The 15,910-nt window shown below is 60.9% G+C and carries 11 protein-coding genes; 7 read left to right on the top strand and 4 right to left on the bottom strand.

Going from position 1 to position 15,910, the window contains the following annotated elements; all coding sequences use genetic code 11:
- Positions 1–182 precede the first annotated feature (182 nt).
- The 5 genes from OYW20_RS22700 (at position 183) to OYW20_RS22720 (ending at position 3,767) form a co-directional block, all read left to right on the top strand.
- Entirely contained in the window at positions 183–1,040 is an 858-nt protein-coding gene (locus OYW20_RS22700) for a MaoC family dehydratase (RefSeq protein WP_268798132.1), read from the top strand.
- 443 nt (positions 1,041–1,483) lie between these two features.
- The gene (locus OYW20_RS22705; protein ID WP_268798133.1) at positions 1,484–1,789 is read left to right on the top strand and encodes a nucleotide pyrophosphohydrolase; all 306 of its coding nucleotides are present in this window, start codon (positions 1,484–1,486) and stop codon (positions 1,787–1,789) included.
- Complete coding sequence (locus tag OYW20_RS22710; RefSeq protein ID WP_268798134.1) at positions 1,786–2,535, top strand: methyltransferase domain-containing protein; 750 nt, start codon at positions 1,786–1,788, stop codon at positions 2,533–2,535. The genes OYW20_RS22705 and OYW20_RS22710 overlap by 4 nt, the downstream gene beginning before the upstream one ends.
- Before the next feature lie 23 nt (positions 2,536–2,558).
- Positions 2,559–3,179 carry a DUF4136 domain-containing protein gene (locus OYW20_RS22715; protein ID WP_268798135.1) on the top strand — a complete coding sequence of 207 codons (621 nt, stop codon included), beginning with the start codon at positions 2,559–2,561 and terminating at the stop codon, positions 3,177–3,179.
- Between the two features lie 21 nt (positions 3,180–3,200).
- A complete protein-coding gene (locus tag OYW20_RS22720; protein ID WP_268798136.1) occupies positions 3,201–3,767 on the top strand; it encodes a DUF4136 domain-containing protein in 567 nt (188 codons plus the stop codon).
- Between the two features lie 166 nt (positions 3,768–3,933).
- Here OYW20_RS22720 and pbpC read toward each other — a convergent pair whose 3' ends face one another.
- Positions 3,934–6,264: a peptidoglycan glycosyltransferase PbpC gene (pbpC, locus tag OYW20_RS22725; RefSeq protein WP_268798137.1), complete on the bottom strand. Its 2,331-nt coding sequence runs from the start codon at positions 6,262–6,264 to the stop codon at positions 3,934–3,936.
- Between the two features lie 95 nt (positions 6,265–6,359).
- Between pbpC and OYW20_RS22730 the strand changes: the two genes are divergently transcribed.
- Positions 6,360–6,653 carry a hypothetical protein gene (locus tag OYW20_RS22730; RefSeq protein WP_268798138.1) on the top strand — a complete coding sequence of 98 codons (294 nt, stop codon included), beginning with the start codon at positions 6,360–6,362 and terminating at the stop codon, positions 6,651–6,653.
- Between the two features lie 182 nt (positions 6,654–6,835).
- On the opposite strand, the gene OYW20_RS22735 is transcribed toward OYW20_RS22730, so the two are convergent.
- On the bottom strand, positions 6,836–11,752 hold the full coding sequence (locus OYW20_RS22735; RefSeq protein WP_268798139.1) for an alpha-2-macroglobulin family protein: 4,917 nt from the start codon (positions 11,750–11,752) through the stop codon (positions 6,836–6,838).
- A gap of 231 nt (positions 11,753–11,983) precedes the next feature.
- On the opposite strand from OYW20_RS22735, the gene OYW20_RS22740 reads away from it, so the two are divergent.
- Positions 11,984–13,324: an MATE family efflux transporter gene (locus tag OYW20_RS22740; protein ID WP_268798140.1), complete on the top strand. Its 1,341-nt coding sequence runs from the start codon at positions 11,984–11,986 to the stop codon at positions 13,322–13,324.
- Positions 13,325–13,356: 32 nt separating this feature from the next.
- On the opposite strand, the gene OYW20_RS22745 is transcribed toward OYW20_RS22740, so the two are convergent.
- Complete coding sequence (locus OYW20_RS22745; protein WP_268798141.1) at positions 13,357–14,250, bottom strand: alpha/beta hydrolase; 894 nt, start codon at positions 14,248–14,250, stop codon at positions 13,357–13,359.
- Between the two features lie 71 nt (positions 14,251–14,321).
- Complete coding sequence (locus tag OYW20_RS22750) at positions 14,322–15,782, bottom strand: type VI secretion system Vgr family protein (protein ID WP_268798142.1); 1,461 nt, start codon at positions 15,780–15,782, stop codon at positions 14,322–14,324.
- Between the last annotated feature and the right edge of the window lie 128 nt (positions 15,783–15,910).

A 15,910-nucleotide genomic window follows, 5' to 3' on the forward strand; every position in this document is an offset into this window, starting at 1 on the left:
CTTGCTCGCGATGAGGCCGGTACATTTGCCGAATATCTGTGTGCCCACCATCGAATCGCGAGCAAGCTCCCTCTCACCAGAATGGTGATCACGCTGGTGTTTGATGGGAGCTGACGAGCAACGTCAGGCTGCGAAGCGGCCCCCCTCACCCACGGGACACAGCAAACAAACGGAGAGTCGCAATGACCACACATTGGCGTTATCTGGACACTCCACCCGCGCTGCCGGGGCTATTCATGCAGGCAGCGTTGCGGCACAAAGTCACTGGCTCCCATCTGCCCGAGCAAGGCCTGCGCTGCTGGATATCGGTGGACCCTGAAAAAGTCTCGGCCTTTCGTAAAGTGTGTGGCTTCGTCCCAAGCAGTCTCCTGCCTCCTACTTATCCACATGTGCTGGCCTTTGCGCTGCAAATGAAACTGCTGACAGACAAGGACTTCCCGTTCCCGCTACTAGGGCTGGTGCATCTGCAGAACCGCATCCGGATTCGTCGTCCGCTGGGTGGCGTGATGAAGGCCCAGGTGAGCGTGCGTGTCGATCATCTCAAGCCCCACGCCAAGGGCGCGACGTTCAGCCTCATTACTCAGATCGAGGACGCGCTGGGGCTGCTATGGGAAGAGGACAGCACGATGCTCTGTCGCGGCGTGCAACCGGGCGGTGAGATCGGCAGCATTGCCGAGCCAGAGCCCTTGGCGATGAGTGAGTTGGCGACCTGGTATGCGCCGTCGGACATCGGTCGTCAGTACGCGAAGGTGAGCGGTGACTACAACCCGATTCACCTGAGTGGTGCCAGCGCCAGGCTGTTCGGATTTCCCACAGCGATGGCCCACGGGCTTTGGACAGAAAGTCGCACGCTGGCCGCACTGGATGACCATCTGCCGGACTCGAACGTCGACATCAGCGTGACGTTTCAGAAGCCCGTACGATTGCCCGGTGAGGTCACGCTATCGGCCAGTGCAGCGGGTTCGCACGGTCAGCTGAAACTTGAGGGCAAGGGCGGGATTGTGCATATGGTCGGGAGTTGGCAGCCTTCCAGTGAGTAACACGGACCTGTCGGAGATCCCCCACCGTCCAGATGTTGCGCTGTCGTCAGCGGCAGTAAATCCTGACAACTTTGTGTATCAGGAATGACTCGGGCGTTTGACTTCAGGGCTGCTGCGCAGCCAATCGCTGGCAAGCCGGGCTCCCACGCCTTCGGCAGAATAAAAATCTTGAGCCACGCTCCTACGCCCTTCGGGCAAAATTAAAATCCCGAAAACGCCGCAATCCCCTGTAGGAGCGCACGAGCAGCGCGAGGCCGCGATGGGGCGCGCAGCGGCCCTAAAACCGGACGCCTCGGTTGCACCTGAAACACCGCATTCACAGCATTCACTGCCGCTCCGCGCCAGATAGCCCGAGTGCCGCCCACTCGCTCCAACAAGACTCGCGGCAAGCACTTGCTTCCCGCCTTCATCCCCCTGAAGCTATGCGCCTTCAGGAGACGCCCATGAACCTCGACGACCTCACCCAACGCCTGCATCGCATCCGCGATAACAATGACTGGCGGCAATTCCACAGCCCGAAAAACCTGGCCATGGCCGCCAGCGTGGAAATGGCTGAGCTGGTGGAGATATTCCAGTGGAAAACTGAAGACCAGTCCCGCCAACTGCCTGACCATGAGTTGGCTCACGCTGGCCAGGAAGTGGGGGATATCGTTTTGTACCTTCTGCTGATGTGCAGCGAACTGGGGCTGGACATGAACGAAGTGGTCAACGCCAAACTGGCTGACAGCGAACGCAGGTTCAGCAAATGAGTGACCGGCATTTCGATCTTCTGGCGACGCGTTTTGCAGAAAAAATCTACGGCGGTGCCAAAGGTGCGATTCGCCTTGCCGTGTTGCAGGCCGACCTGAGCGAAAGCTTGCCGGATCGTCCCCTGCGCGTTCTGGACATTGGCGCAGGGCTGGGTCATATGTCGCTCTGGCTGGCCGAGCGCGGACATGAGGTCACGCTGGCTGAACCCGCCGGCCCGATGCTAGAAGGCGCTCGCCAGCGCTTCGTCGATGCGGGACAGACTGCGACGTTCATACAGGCGCCATGGCAGGCGCTGCCGGATATTCTGACCGAGCGTTACGACGTGGTGATCTGCCATGCGGTGCTTGAATGGCTCGCAGAGCCCTTCACGATATTGCCGGTGCTGCGTCAATTGACGGTGGACGATGGCTGGTTGTCCCTGGCGTTCTACAACCGAGACGCGCTGATCTATCGCAACTTGCTCAAAGGCCATTTCAAAAAAATGCGCCGTAACAGGATGGCTGGCGAGAAACAGAGCCTGACCCCGCAAGAACCGCTTGATCCGCGCGAATTGGCGGCGCAACTTGAGCCGTTGTGGCGAGTCGAAACCCAAAGCGGTGTCCGGGTTTTTCACGATTACATGCCGGTCGAGTTTCAGAGCAAGGTTGAACTGGCTGACCTGCTGGAAATGGAGTTGTCGCACCGCCGCCACCCGGCATTTGCAGGACTGGGACGTTATCTGCACTGGATGTGCCGACCCGTTTGAGACTGTTACTCGCGGAGACCCTCATGAAACGCCGCCTCGCCTTGCTTGCGCTCTGTCTGAGCATCACTGCCTGCCAGAGCAACAACCCTTATGTCGCCCAGTCGGCGCCCCTGCCTGCTGCGCCGCCATCTGCCCACAATGGGGTGGACATGACGGCGTACCCCGCACCGCCGCGTGACTACGGCCGCTATCGAAACTGGACCTGGGCCAACGGCCAGTTGCCACCCGGGACGACGTGGGCAGATTCCGCGCAGGTCGCCGAGGCAGTCAGCAATGGCCTGGACCAACGCGGTTTGCGTCCGTCGTCCAACCCTCAAACCGCCGACCTGCGCGTGACCGCCAGCACCCGAATGGAAACCCGAACCCGTCAGGAGCGCGACGATTATTACGACCCGTACTACGGCGGTACCGGTATGGGATATGGCGGCTATCGTCCCGGTTACGGCGGGTACGCCAGTGCCCCCATCGTGCGGACCTATCAGGTGCAGGTAATGGTGGTACAAATCAGCATGTTCGATGGCCGAAGCGGTCAGCCCGTGTGGAGCGCGAGCGCCGAAACCGGCAGCGGCGGTGATCAGTCAGAACGCGCAAAAGCGTTGCGCCAGGCGGTCCAAAGCGCCCTGACCGCCTATCCCCCTTCTTAACGTTTCGGCCGGAGACTCATCATGTTGCGCTGCCTTGTCCTTTTAAGCTTCACCCTGTTGCTGAGCGCCTGCCAGACAGACCGCGTCAGCCGTGATTTCGATGCACAGCGGGATTTCGGTGGCTACAGAACCTGGTCCTGGAAAGAGCCCGCGTTGCAATATCAACCCGATGACCCACGCATTAAAAGTGACCTGACCGAGCAGCGCATCCGCCAATCGGTGGGCGAACAGCTCGATCAACGTGGCTTGCGTCAGGCAGCGTCTGGCGCCAAAGCCGATGTGCAGGTGCAAGCGTGGCTGATCGTTGAGGACCGCCAACAGCTGGTTAGCACCAACTACGGTGGAGGGGGTTACTGGGGCAACCCATGGGGCGGTTATTGGGGCGGCCCGATCGGCACCGAAACCCGCAGCGTCGATTACAAGGTGTCGACCTTGCAGATCGACATGATCGACGGCAAAGACGGCAAGCTGGTCTGGCGCGGCAGCACCGAGCAAATCATGAACGACAGCGCCGCCAACCCCGCCGCCCGAGAACTCGCACTGCGACAGACCGTCGCCCAGATCCTCCAGCACTACCCGCCACGTTGACCAACGCTCTCTGTAGACGCGAATTCATTCGCGTGGCGTTGGATCCGGTTTAACGCTTGAGGCTCCTTCGCCAACAAGTTGGGCTCCTACAGAGGCGGCGTGCAGCAATAATCTGCAGCCGCGAATTCATTCGCGAGACGCCGGTACAGGCGATGAACCGCCGCCATCAGTCCACCACGCTGAACTCAACCCTCGCGGTCTGTCCGCTTTCGTCCAGCACGCTGAGCTGGTAACGGCCAAGCCGGGTGAACGTATGGGTGTAGCCGTCCTGATTGGCGGTGTCGCCCACCGGCGCGCCATCGATGAACCACCAGCGTCGGCCGTTTCCGCCCAGCGCCGACAATTTAAGCCGTAGCAGTTGCTGACTGCCCGCAGGCAAGCGCAGTTGATCACCTTCGCGTACGCCGACAATCGACAATGGCGCCGCCAAGCCCAGGCTTTGCGGCGGGCAGGCAGCGTCGGCTTCAGGCAAGCGCGCGTCACGCCGCTCAGCCCGCGGTAGCCACGGTTCCAGCGGAGCGGGCCACAGCGCAATGTCACGAGCCTGCGCGCCGGGGCAATTGCCGCCGACACGCAAACCCTGCGCGTTAACCCAGACTCTCTCCTGCAACCCCAGCCCCAGCGGTTGATCAGTCGCTTGCAAGGTCGGCGGCGTGGTGCCGTCCAGCGTCCAGGCAAAGCGCTGACGTCGACAGTTGGGATCACTTTTGCTCATGGGCTGCCCCAGCGGCCAGCAAATCGCCGCGACGCCGACATTGAGAGGAGCCGGCTGCACGGGCGCGACGACATTGCGCTGCGCATCACGATTGACCAGCAGATCGTGCACTTGCAGCATCAGCGGTGCCGCCGATGCCAGACCAAACTGCCCCGGCACTGGCGTACCGTCCGGGCGGCCGATCCACACGCCGATCAAAAACCTCGGCCCCACACCGATCGACCACGCATCACGAAAGCCATAACTGGTGCCGGTTTTCCACGCCAGTTGCGGGCGCTGCACCAGCTCGGCATGAGGGTCCAGATCAGGCCGCGACTGGCCGCTGAGAATTCGCCAGATGATCCACGCAGCACCAGGCGACATCATCGCGTGGTCACGCAAACGATCTTGCGGCTGTAAACGGATCTTGGCACTTCTGCCTGCCCGTGCGAACGCTGCATAGCCGCCCACCAGATCCTCAAGCCGACTGCCAGCCCCGCCGAGAATCAGCGCGAGATTGGGCTCTGCCAGAGGCGGCAGGGTCAACGGCACACCACCGTTGCGTAACTCGGCAGCAAAGCGCTTGGGACCATAGGCTTCGAGCAACTGCACCGCCGGCAGATTGAGCGACATCGACAGCGCTGAACTGGCCGACACAGCTCCGTTGAATCCAGATGAAAAATTACCCGGTCGGTAATCACCATAACGACGCGGCACGTCTTGCAGCAGCGACTCGGAGTGAATCAGCCCGGCGTCAATGGCTTTGCCGTACAGAAACGGTTTGAGGGTCGACCCTGGAGAGCGTAGCGCGCTGACCATGTCCACATGCCCGAAGCGTTTCACGTCGCCGATGTCTACTGAGCCGACATAGGCGCGGGTCGCCATGTTCTGCGCTTCGACCACCAGAATCGCAGCCGATGTCCGCTCGGGCAGGCGGGCGCGCCAACTCAGCAGCAGGTCTTCCAGACGACGTTGCAGACCGGCATCCAGCGTGGTGCGAATCAGCGGCGGGCTGCCAGGCCGATTAAGGCGCCGGGCAAGCAATGGCGCCAGGCTTGGTTCCTGTCGAGGCGCCAGCAGCAGCGGCTCTTCCAGCGCTTCATCGACCGACTTTTGCGGCCAGATACCGAATTGCGCCAGACGTCGCAGCACTTTGTCGCGAGCCACCTGCGCACGCTGCGGATGGCGGTCCGGACGCAATCGACTGGGGGCTTGCGGCAGCACCGCCAGCAACGCAGCGTCGGCGCGAGTCAACTGTTGTGGCGATTTACCCAGGTAAGCCCAACTGGCGGCGGCGACGCCCTGTAACGTGCCGCCGAACGGTGCGCGATTGAGATAAAGCCCCAGGATCTCGTCTTTCGACAGGTGCCATTCCAGTTGCGCCGTGCGCCACAACTGACGCAATTTGCCGGGCAGCGTTCGCGCATGCGGGTCCAGCAGCCGTGCCACCTGCATCGACAGCGTGCTACCGCCCGACACCACATGGCCACCGCTGAGGTTTTGCCAAGTAGCGCGCACTAACGCCATCGGGTTCACGCCGGGATGCTGGTAAAACCAGCGATCTTCGTATGTCAGCAGCGCTTCAAGGTAATAAGGCGACACCTGATTGACCGCGACCGGATAACGCCACACGCCATTGGCATCGGCAAAACGCCACAACGGCGTACCGTCCTCGGCGAGCACCACACGCGCCAGATCGTCCTTGGGCAGCGGCAACGGCCAGATTCGGTCGGCGGCCCACAGAATAATGAGCACAGCCAACAGGCCGCCAGACAGCCCGCGAAGAAGAAATCCGCGTTTCATGCCAAAGAGCCTTTATGCTTCACGGAACTCGGCATCACGAGCGATAGCCAAAGCCAGCAGTTGGCGTGTTCCACGACTCTCATCAGGAAACAGATATGCAGGTAGAAAGCTTTTTCGAATGGCTTGGCCAGGCGCTTGGGGCCGTGATCCGTTTCATCGTTGACGGGCTTAGCTGGTTGTTCAACGGGTTCACTCATGCAGGTGGCAACTTTGTCGAAGGCATGTCGCGAACCTTGGGTATGGACACTTCACTGATCAGCATCGTGGCGTTGATCATCGGCCTGATGTTGCTGTATTCGGCGGTTCGCGCCTTCATGCGCGCCTCGATCATCATGGGCATCATCTGGCTGTTTCTGGGGCTGTGGTTGCTGAGTTGGGTTATTCACTGATACGCCCATGAACCGGGAACCGGGGACAGATTAATTTACGGTGGAGCGTTGTAAATAAATCAGTCCCCTTCATCCGCGGCCCCTGCAGGAGCGAACTTGTTCGCGAGGCGGCGTGCCTGACACACCGGATCAAGCCCTCGCCGACAAGTTGGCTCCTACAGAATCGTTGCAGCTCAAATGGGTTATTTGCCCTTCACCACTAATTGCGCAGGCGCTTCACCCAAAGCCTGCCAGTTGGGGCGATACATCGACTCCACCTGCGGCGGCGGCACACGGTAGATACCGGGTGTCACAGCGCGGGCCAGGTACAGCAGATCAACCGTGTTGTAGCCCTGCAGATCAATCGCCGCCACGTAGCGGTCATCACGAAACTCCTGGTGTTTGAGCCCCGCGTTCTCCATGGACTGACGCCACTGTTTAACTGACTCGCTGGCGTCCTCAAGGCTCGCCGCGCTCTGTGCCAGGTTCTGGTTCTCGATCTCAAGACCGGCTGGCAGCAGATCAACGACCAGCGCATCCGGCACCCGCTCTTTGGATTTCACTTGCAGGTGCACCAGCACCAACTGACCGCTCTTGAGCGCGTTGAGGTTCAGCGGCTCGCCGTCCATGCCCAGATAATCCCGCTGAATACTCAGGTTCTCGCCACCCGGTGCAGGGGCCTGCACGGGATACCCCGAAATCGTCATCTGTTGGTACAAGGTGTCGGCACCGGCGTTCTGCACGGTCAATGGCGACGCCAGCACAGAGCTGTCGAGCTTAACCCCCGGTTGATCGTTGCTCAGCTCGCGGTTCTGGACACCGCTGGTCAAGGTCGCCGTCCACTTCGCTTCGGGCTTGCCCAGCAGATCGCGGCCCGCCATGAACAACGCGTTGCGCTCCTGCGTGGACAGATAACCCGCTGCCGCGACCTGATCGGACAGCGCAAACAGACGCTCCTCGACCTTGTTCTGCGCCAGCTTGTTTTCTTCGAGCAGCGACAGAATCAGTGCCTGGTCGCGCAGCGGGCTTCCGTAATCGGCCAGCCAGTCGTTGGCCTGCCGTTTGGCGGCCAGCCCGGCCATGAGCGCTTGATCGGCGCGGGGTTTGTCGCCCATTTTTTCCAGCGCAATGGACAGCTGGATCAAGGGCAGCCCTGAGCGTGCATCCGTGCGGCGATCAAACAGACTTCGCAGCGCGCCCAGCGGCGCTTGCTGGCTGCGTGACAACACCAGCCCCGCATAAGCCTGAACGGCGAAACGCGTATGTTCGGCGTTTTCGCTGTAGTTGACCTCAATCTGATTGCGCTCCTGCAAGTAACGCAGCAGCCGCTCGTTGGCCTTCTTCAGCGCATCCGGCGGCACCGCAAAGCCTTGCTCGCGCGCGCGCAGCAGGAAATCAGTGACGTAGGCCGTCAGCCAATACTCTTCCTCCCCATCGGCACCCCACAAACCGAAGCTGCCGTTGTAGCGCTGCATCCCGATCAAACGCTCGATGCCCAATTCGATCTTGCGCTTGCGCACCGCGTCGGGTTCGCCGTCCAGACCCAGTCGCTTGAGCACGGACGCATCGGCGTACAACGACGGATACAGCCCGCTCGCGGTTTGCTCAAGACAGCCATAAGGGTAAGCCTTGAGCGCCCGGATCTGCTCGCCAAGGTTTAGCGGCGGTCGGCTTGAAATAGACAACAGCGCTTCACGCCCCGCAGGTTCAAACGCTTGCAGCGCGCCCTCGGGCAACGTCCACGCCTGATCCTTGAGCACGGCCCGGTATTGCCTGAGCATTGCCGGGTACGCAGGGCGCACGCCCAACGTCCATTCACGACTGAACGGCGGCAACGTTTCACCCGGCAGTTCCAGGCCCTGCACTGTCACTTTGATTCGCCCCTGACCGAAGCCACCTTGCGCCCGCACAGGTATCTGCAAGGTGGTGCGCTGCCCTTGAGCCAGTTGGAGGGTCTTGATGTTGTCGCCATTGGTCAGGCTAAGTTGCCCTTCAGCGCTGACCTGAACACTCAGCTTTTGCGCCTTGCCGGACAGGTTCGACACATCCAGCGCCACCCGGGTCTGGTCGCCACCGGCCATGAAGCGCGGCGCTGACAGCTCGGCAATCAACGGCGCAGCCACAACGGTTTTGGCTTCGGCCATGCCGTACCGGTCATCCGTCCAGACCTGGGCCATGATCCGCAGTTCGCCATTGAAATCCGGAATATCGACACGGACTTCTCCGTTGCCTTCGCCATCGAGCTTCACCGGCACGCTTTGCAGCGCGACGATGTTCACGCTGGTCTGCGGACGTTTGCCGCCTTTGGCCAGCGCGGCATCGCCACCAAACGCCAGGCTCGCCAGACGATGCCCTCCGGCTTCGATCAACTGCCCGTAAATGTCCAGTTGATCGGCGCCGTATGCCTTGCGCCCAAACAGGCTGGCGAACGGATCAGGGGTTTTGTATTCGGTGATATTGAGGATGCCAACGTCCACGGCGGACACCAGCACGCGGGCGTTGGCCGGCACTGAACCGTCGGCGTTCCTGGCGTTGATCTTGAGGGTAAGCGGTTGCTGTGGACGCATTTTCTCAGGTGCCGTGACCGTCAGCGCCAGCTTGCGCTGCGAGCGGTCCAGCGGCACATGCAATACACCCACCGCGCGTTTGGGCGTGACATTGGCCTTGCGCTCGCCTGGCCGAATCACCAACGCGCTGATGTACAGATCGTGCCGCGCCCACGCTTTGTCCAGCGGGATATCGAACGCCTTGCCCTCGGCAGGCACGTCGACTTCCTGCCACCACAGCGGACCTTCGCTGGACTCAACCAATAGGTAGCCCTTGCCGGGCGAAGGCGGCGTGACCGTCACTTTCACTGTGTCGCCTTCGGAATACGCCGCTTTGTCCAGCGCCAGCTTGACCTGGTCCGGACGGACCGCACCGCCCTCGGCGTTGTCCTGCCACCGATAGCCTGCCCAGAACCGCACACTGCTGATCAGCCCTGTAGCCGGGTCTTCGACCTCTACACGATATGGGCCCCACTCCACCGGAAAGCTGATTTTGGCGGTCGAGTCCTTTTTGACGCTGACCGTTTCCTCGCTCAGATTGAGGAACTTCTCGTTGTAGTGATTGCTCCAGCCATCGCTGTCCGAATAACTCCAGTAGTAGTCACGGCGCTCGCGGATCAGCCGCACTTTGAGATTTTCGGCAGCGAGCTTGTGGCCTTCTCTGTCAGCCATCAGCAGTTCGAACTCGACCGGACCATCGCCATCGGTGGCTTCGCCGTCGAACAGCCCGCGCAACCCTGGCATTTGCTCGGCTGGCCACACCGGCTGAATCAAACGCCGGGTGATCGGCCGACCGCCTGACTCTTGCAGACTGGCCTGCAGGATCAGTTGCAGCGGCGAAAGCGCCTTCGCCCACTGGCTGTCGATGCTCAGCGCCAGCTCGCCGTTTGCATCGAGGGTGCTTTCTTCGATCTCCAGATCCTGGCTCAGCTCTTCTTCGGTGATCGAGCCAAACTGGTAACCCGGCAGCCCTGGCACTGCATCACGCAACGGTCGCACGTACAGTTGACCGGTCAGGCGATTGCCCGAAGCTGGCGCGCCATAGAGGTAGCGGCCGTTAATCGCAACGTCGAACGGGGCATCGGGAGCAAGCGGCGCATCGCTGCCTTTGAGTTCAAGGGCCATGCGTTCGGGCAGAAAGTCCTCAACCTGAAACTCGTACATCTGCGGCTTGCCGTCGCCCAGGTCGAACACCAATTGCCAGCGCCCGGTCGGCGCTTCGTCTGACAGCTGCAATTGATATTGGTAGAGCGCGGTGTCGTCGGCTTCCCACACGAATTTACGACTGACCTGTTCGTCCGGGCGACGCACTTCCACCGTGATCGGTTGTGGCTTGACGGTTTTGCCATCGCGGTCGCGCAGCAGGCCGTTGAGCAGCACCACTTCGCCTGGGCGATACAGGTCGCGCGGACCGAAGATGAAGAACTGCAGAAAATGGTCTTTCGGACCTGTGATGTCGAACTCGGCCAGATCGAGCGCAGAACCGTTCATACGCAGCAAACTGGTTTGCTCGCCCTGGTGCGCCAGCAGCACTTGGGCGTTAGCGGGCAGTGGCAGTTCGGCATGGCCTGCGTTGTCGGTCTTGCCCTGGCCAACCACTCGGCCCTTGTCGTCGTACAAGGCGAGATCGATGGCGCTCAGGGCTTTGCCGCCTTCGAGTGCCTGAGTGAACACGTCCAGACGATTAGCGTAACGGTGCACAGACACGCCAATGTCACTGAGGGTGAACAGCGTCGCTGGCTGCGAGTAATTGTAGGTCCCCGAAGCACGCATTACGGCCAGATACACGCCCGGCTGTTGCAAGGGCTTGAGGCCGGCAATCGGCAGCAGCACGGTTTCCCGCGTGTTGCGCGCCGGATTCAGATCGAAGCGGCCGCCGTAGACCAGATCGGCCATTGGCAGCAGCTCTTGGGATTCGTAGCTTTGCAGGCTGGATGAACCTTCCCAGGAACTGAGGAAGGCTGGAAGCGACTCCGGTTTGATGCGGAAAAACTCGACATCGACTTTGTCGACGTTCAGCGCGATGACTGGCAGGCCCTCAGCGAGGCGCGTCGGAAGCAGGCTGCCACGGCTGGCAAAACCAACGGTTGCCTGTAGATCGGCCGTTTCGAGGCGCGTGGAGTATTCAGCGGCCAGCGTGTTTTTGTTGATTGCGATAAGGCCAGCGTCGACCGTCAGCACCAGTTTGCGCTTGGGCTCAAGGTGACGCAGGCGCAGCTCCATGAGGTTGTCGGACAGCTCCCAGGCGCCATCGACCTTGCCGTTGGTGCTGTCGACGAGGTGCACTTTTTCAGCGAATTTCTGCTCGGGATCCAATGGCACGGAGAAACTCAATGACAGCGTGCTGGCGCCATCGAGCTGCACTTCCGAGACGTCGACGACCGTCAACTCACGCCCGGCGTAGCGCTGGCTCAACGCGGCAAGATCAACAGCCGGCTTGGGCTTGTTGGTCTCGACCGCAGGCGCTTGCGGGGTAGCAGCGGAAACAGGCACGGCCGCTTTGTCTGAGGTGGATGAATCGCAGGCACTCAGCAGTACCAGCGCACAAGCCAGGAACAATCCTTTGTAAAGCATGAGGCACTCATCGGCGGCAGTTCAGAAGGAGGAAGTTATAGCACCTGAATACGCTTTTTGGCGCTCGGCGAGCGGATAGACCCTGGGTTTGTGGCTTTGTTCTCAGGATTGACAGTCAGGGCCTTCGCGGGCAAGCCGCAATCGCGAAGGGTCGGGTTGTATCTCAAGCGCAATCTGCGACAGCACCACCTGTATCATCCCGCTACAATGCCGGCCTTCCCGGGAGCTTGCATGTCTGATTTTGCCAACGACTGGCGTCACCGTCCTACGCACAAACGCGTATGGGGGCTGGCGGCGCCGATGATTTTGTCGAGCGTTTCCGTGCCGCTCGTGACGCTGGTGGACAGCGCCGTGATTGGTCATCTTCCTCACGCGCATCAGCTGGGCGCTGTGGCGGTAGGTGGGACGCTTTACAGTTTTCTGGCCTGGGCCATGGGCTTTTTGCGTATGGGCACCACCGGCTTTGCTGCGCAGGCGGCGGGACGCAGCGACGGCGCCATGTTGCGCCAGATACTGCTGCAAAGCCTGCTGCTGGCACTGGGCTTTTCACTGTTGCTGGGGCTGATCGGATTGCCGTTTCTGCATCTGGCTATCCAGATGATGCAGCCCTCCGAAGACCTCAACACGCTGACCCAAACCTTCTTCCACACCCGGCTGTTCGGTCTGCCCGCAGCGCTCGCCACTTATGCGCTGGTGGGCTGGTTCCTCGGCACTCAAAACGCACGTGCCTCCCTGGCGATCTTGCTGACCACTAACCTCGTCAACATCGTCCTGAATCTCTGGTTCGTGCTGGGCCTGGACTGGGGTGTGGTCGGTTCGGCGCGCGCCTCGGTGACTGCAGAATGGCTGGGAGCGCTACTGGGTCTGGCGCTGACCCAAAAAGCACTCAGGGCCTTCCCCGGTCAGGTCGCGTGGGCCGCACTGCAACGCTGGCAGAGCTGGCGCCCTTTGCTGGCGGTCAATCGCGACATTTTCATTCGCAGTCTGGTGCTGCAATCAGTGTTTTTCCTCATCACCGTACAAGGCGCCCGACTGGGCGATGCCACGGTGGCAGCCAATGCGCTGTTGCTTAACGGGCTGCTGCTGACCGCACACGCGCTGGACGGACTCGCCCATGCCGTTGAGGCGCTGTGCGGACATGCGATTGGCAGCCACGACCGCGAGGCACTCCGGCGCTCCATGAACGTCGCGGGCGGCTGGTCGTTGATCTGCAGCCTCGTGTTCGCCGGATTTTTCCTGTGCTTCGGCCACCTGTTCATATCGATGCAAACCAACATCAAGGAGGTGCGCCAAATCGCGTTCGCGTACCTCCCATATCTGGCAGCGCTACCGTTGGTGGCAGTCTGGAGCTACTTGCTGGACGGTCTGTTCATCGGCGCCACGCGGGCGAAGGACATGCGCAACACCATGCTGCTAAACGTGGTGCTGATCGCACCGTTTGCCTGGCTGAGCATGGGTTTCGGCAATCACGGCCTGTGGCTGACCTTTCTGCTGTTCATGGCCCTGCGCGGCGCGACGCTGGGTTATGTCGCCTGGCAACTCAATCGCAGCGGTGAGTGGTTCAAGCCATAACCCGCATTTAGCAGCCTTCAACGGGCAAGGGATCAGCGGTTGCCAGACACCGACGAGACCTGCACCTGATCCTGCGCATGGATAAACGCTGCGACCTCATCCAGCACCGGCGCCAGGAAACGCAGCGGTCGTGCGAATGCGCCGACCAGCGTGCCGTGGTTGGTGCGCGAAAAGTACAGCTCCCGCACCGACACGCCTTGATCGCGCAGGCGCGTCGCCATACCACCCGTGTTGCGTGCGGGGTTGACCAGCGTGTCGTCCGTCGAAGCTATCAACAGCGCGGGGGGAGAGGCCGCACTGACGTGATTGATCGGCTGTGAATCGGGCGGCGAGTTGGGAAAGTAGAACACCGGCTTCACGTCAGGGTTCTCGATGGGCAGAAAGTCGTAGGGGCCGGCAAGACCGATCCAGCCCTTGAACGAGGAAGGCTGCATGCCCGCAGCCGCCAGCCATTCAGGATCAAGCGCCAGCATCGCCGCGTTGTAAGCCCCGGCGCTGTGACCCATCACATAAAGCTTCGACGGGTCACCGCCATATTGAGCGATGTGCTTACGCGTCCAGCCCACGGCCTGCGCGCTGTCTTCGAGCAACCCTTGATAATGCACCTGCGGATAAAGACGGTAGTCAGCCAGCACGGCAACGATTCCTCGAGACGCGAGCGCCTCTCCGACGAAGGCATAGTCGCCCCGGTCTCCGCTGTTCCAGCTGCCACCATAGAAAAACACCACCACAGGGGCATCCGGTGCGACGTGTCTGGGCGTATACACATCAAGCTTGTTGCGTGGGTCCGGACCATATGCCACACCGGATACTTGGGTGAACGTGCTCTGCGGCGTAAATGCATTGAGCATCTTCAGGGGCGAGCAGCCCATTAACAGTGTCATCAGCCAGCCGGTCACCAGGGTTTTGAGCGCCACTTTAATCATCGTCCAGTCTCGTCAAAGCGGCGCTCAACGCCAAGCCCGCTTACGATTACGACTGCCACCACGACCAATAGTTACGAGGTTTTTCCGTCATTCTGACCACCCAGGGTTGGGCTGTCTGGCGCCTGATCATTAACAGGGCCATGCGCCGTCAGCACGATAGTGGGACTGGTCAGTGTCACGTCGTCACCGCTGATCCTGACGTGACTGCCGCCAACGCTGAGGCTCAGCTCATTGGAGCTGCCGAGTTGCAGCGTGAATCCGTCGAGATGAATATGCCCGGTATCGCCCAGCACATCCTGGCGATCAAGCCGGGTGGTGACGCCGTTTTGCGCTGTAACAAACGCCTGCGTGTGGGCCATTGTCGAGGTGTCGGCGTCACAGACAACCGCCATGATTTCGGGACGGTCGGGATCGCCCTCGACAAAGCTCACCACAACTTCCATCCCGCCTTCCCATAGCCTGTCCGGCTGATCCAGCTTGCTGTCCACCGGTATCCAGCAATCGTTGTAGCGCGACCCGTCGCCTTGATCCCCCCACTCGAAACGCACCTTGATGCGACCCTCATGATCGCGCGGCACTTCGTCGAACGAGGCGCCCACCACGCGGGCTCGGTGCAGGCCAATCTTGCGCGGCTCGGAGAGCGGCTTTGCCGGCTTCAGTCCGCAGGAGGCCTGCTGACCCGAAAAGGCGTTCAGGTAGGCCGGCGCAAAAGCTCCCATCTTGAACACCGGCTGGAGACCCCAGTGCCGAACATCGGTCAGCAGCCAGGCTTGATTGCACTGAAGGTCGGGGTGTCCGGTCATCGGCAATTGCATGCCCGCGCGCACAAATGGCAACGCGCTGGCGCCCCTGATTCGCAATGCAGGACGCTGCTCACCGGCATTCTCGGGGCTGGAAGGAATGACCTCGAAGCGAGTGATTTCCCCGCGCGCCGCCTGGCTTTCGAAATGTGCAGCGGCGGTCCGGCGGGTGTGCCTCATCTCGTCACTAAAGACCAGCAAATGGTTGGCAGTGGAATGCTCGAAGTAATAAACGATGCCCTCTTGCCTGCACAGCCGCTCAAGCAGCTGCAGATCGGTTTCTCCATGCTGGGCGCAGAACGCCAGTTCCTCATACTGACGGTTCAGGTCAAAAGCGTAGTCAACCTCATGAATACCGTGCTCACGCAACACTTTGCGAATGATCGAAGCAGCCGGCATGTTCTGGAAAATCCGCTGATTGGAGCGGTGCGCAAGGGAGCCCATTCGCGGGCCGAGCGTGATCTGGTAGTGCGCAGGCCCCGGCCCGGTATTGCTGCGACCTATGTTCTGGATCTGCGCGTGAAAACCAACCCCCGGCACTTTCGAACTCAGGTACACGTCACTGAACAGACACTGCTGCACGTTCAGCTCCTGATGCAGACTCACGGCCTGCACCTCGAACAGAAACGGACGGCTGAGAGCCTCTTGGCCTTTGAAAGTCATCACGTCCAGGGAACGGGGAAAGGCAATTGAATCCAGACGAAAGTGGCAGTGATGCTCGGTGATGGACATGAATAAGACGGCCTTGGCGGTTAAGCGCGAAATGGCCGGCGATTCTGCCGCACAAGTGCCACCGCAAAGCGGCGCGAAAGAGGAATAGGACGTTGCCTACAGGACAAAAGGATTAGGCACACAAACCA

The sequence above is a fragment of the Pseudomonas sp. BSw22131 genome, from assembly GCF_026810445.1.
Taxonomy (GTDB): domain Bacteria; phylum Pseudomonadota; class Gammaproteobacteria; order Pseudomonadales; family Pseudomonadaceae; genus Aquipseudomonas; species Aquipseudomonas huanghezhanensis.

What these genes read in the sequence shown, in the direction of transcription:
- OYW20_RS22700 (WP_268798132.1), top strand. Translation starts at nt 183, where the DNA reads ATGACCACACATTGGCGTTATCTGGACACTCCACCCGCGCTGCCGGGG.
- OYW20_RS22705 (WP_268798133.1), top strand. Translation starts at nt 1,484, where the DNA reads ATGAACCTCGACGACCTCACCCAACGCCTGCATCGCATCCGCGATAAC.
- OYW20_RS22710 (WP_268798134.1), top strand. Translation starts at nt 1,786, where the DNA reads ATGAGTGACCGGCATTTCGATCTTCTGGCGACGCGTTTTGCAGAAAAA.
- OYW20_RS22715 (WP_268798135.1), top strand. Translation starts at nt 2,559, where the DNA reads ATGAAACGCCGCCTCGCCTTGCTTGCGCTCTGTCTGAGCATCACTGCC.
- OYW20_RS22720 (WP_268798136.1), top strand. Translation starts at nt 3,201, where the DNA reads ATGTTGCGCTGCCTTGTCCTTTTAAGCTTCACCCTGTTGCTGAGCGCC.
- pbpC (WP_268798137.1), bottom strand. Translation starts at nt 6,264, where the DNA reads ATGAAACGCGGATTTCTTCTTCGCGGGCTGTCTGGCGGCCTGTTGGCT.
- OYW20_RS22730 (WP_268798138.1), top strand. Translation starts at nt 6,360, where the DNA reads ATGCAGGTAGAAAGCTTTTTCGAATGGCTTGGCCAGGCGCTTGGGGCC.
- OYW20_RS22735 (WP_268798139.1), bottom strand. Translation starts at nt 11,752, where the DNA reads ATGCTTTACAAAGGATTGTTCCTGGCTTGTGCGCTGGTACTGCTGAGT.
- OYW20_RS22740 (WP_268798140.1), top strand. Translation starts at nt 11,984, where the DNA reads ATGTCTGATTTTGCCAACGACTGGCGTCACCGTCCTACGCACAAACGC.
- OYW20_RS22745 (WP_268798141.1), bottom strand. Translation starts at nt 14,250, where the DNA reads ATGATTAAAGTGGCGCTCAAAACCCTGGTGACCGGCTGGCTGATGACA.
- OYW20_RS22750 (WP_268798142.1), bottom strand. Translation starts at nt 15,782, where the DNA reads ATGTCCATCACCGAGCATCACTGCCACTTTCGTCTGGATTCAATTGCC.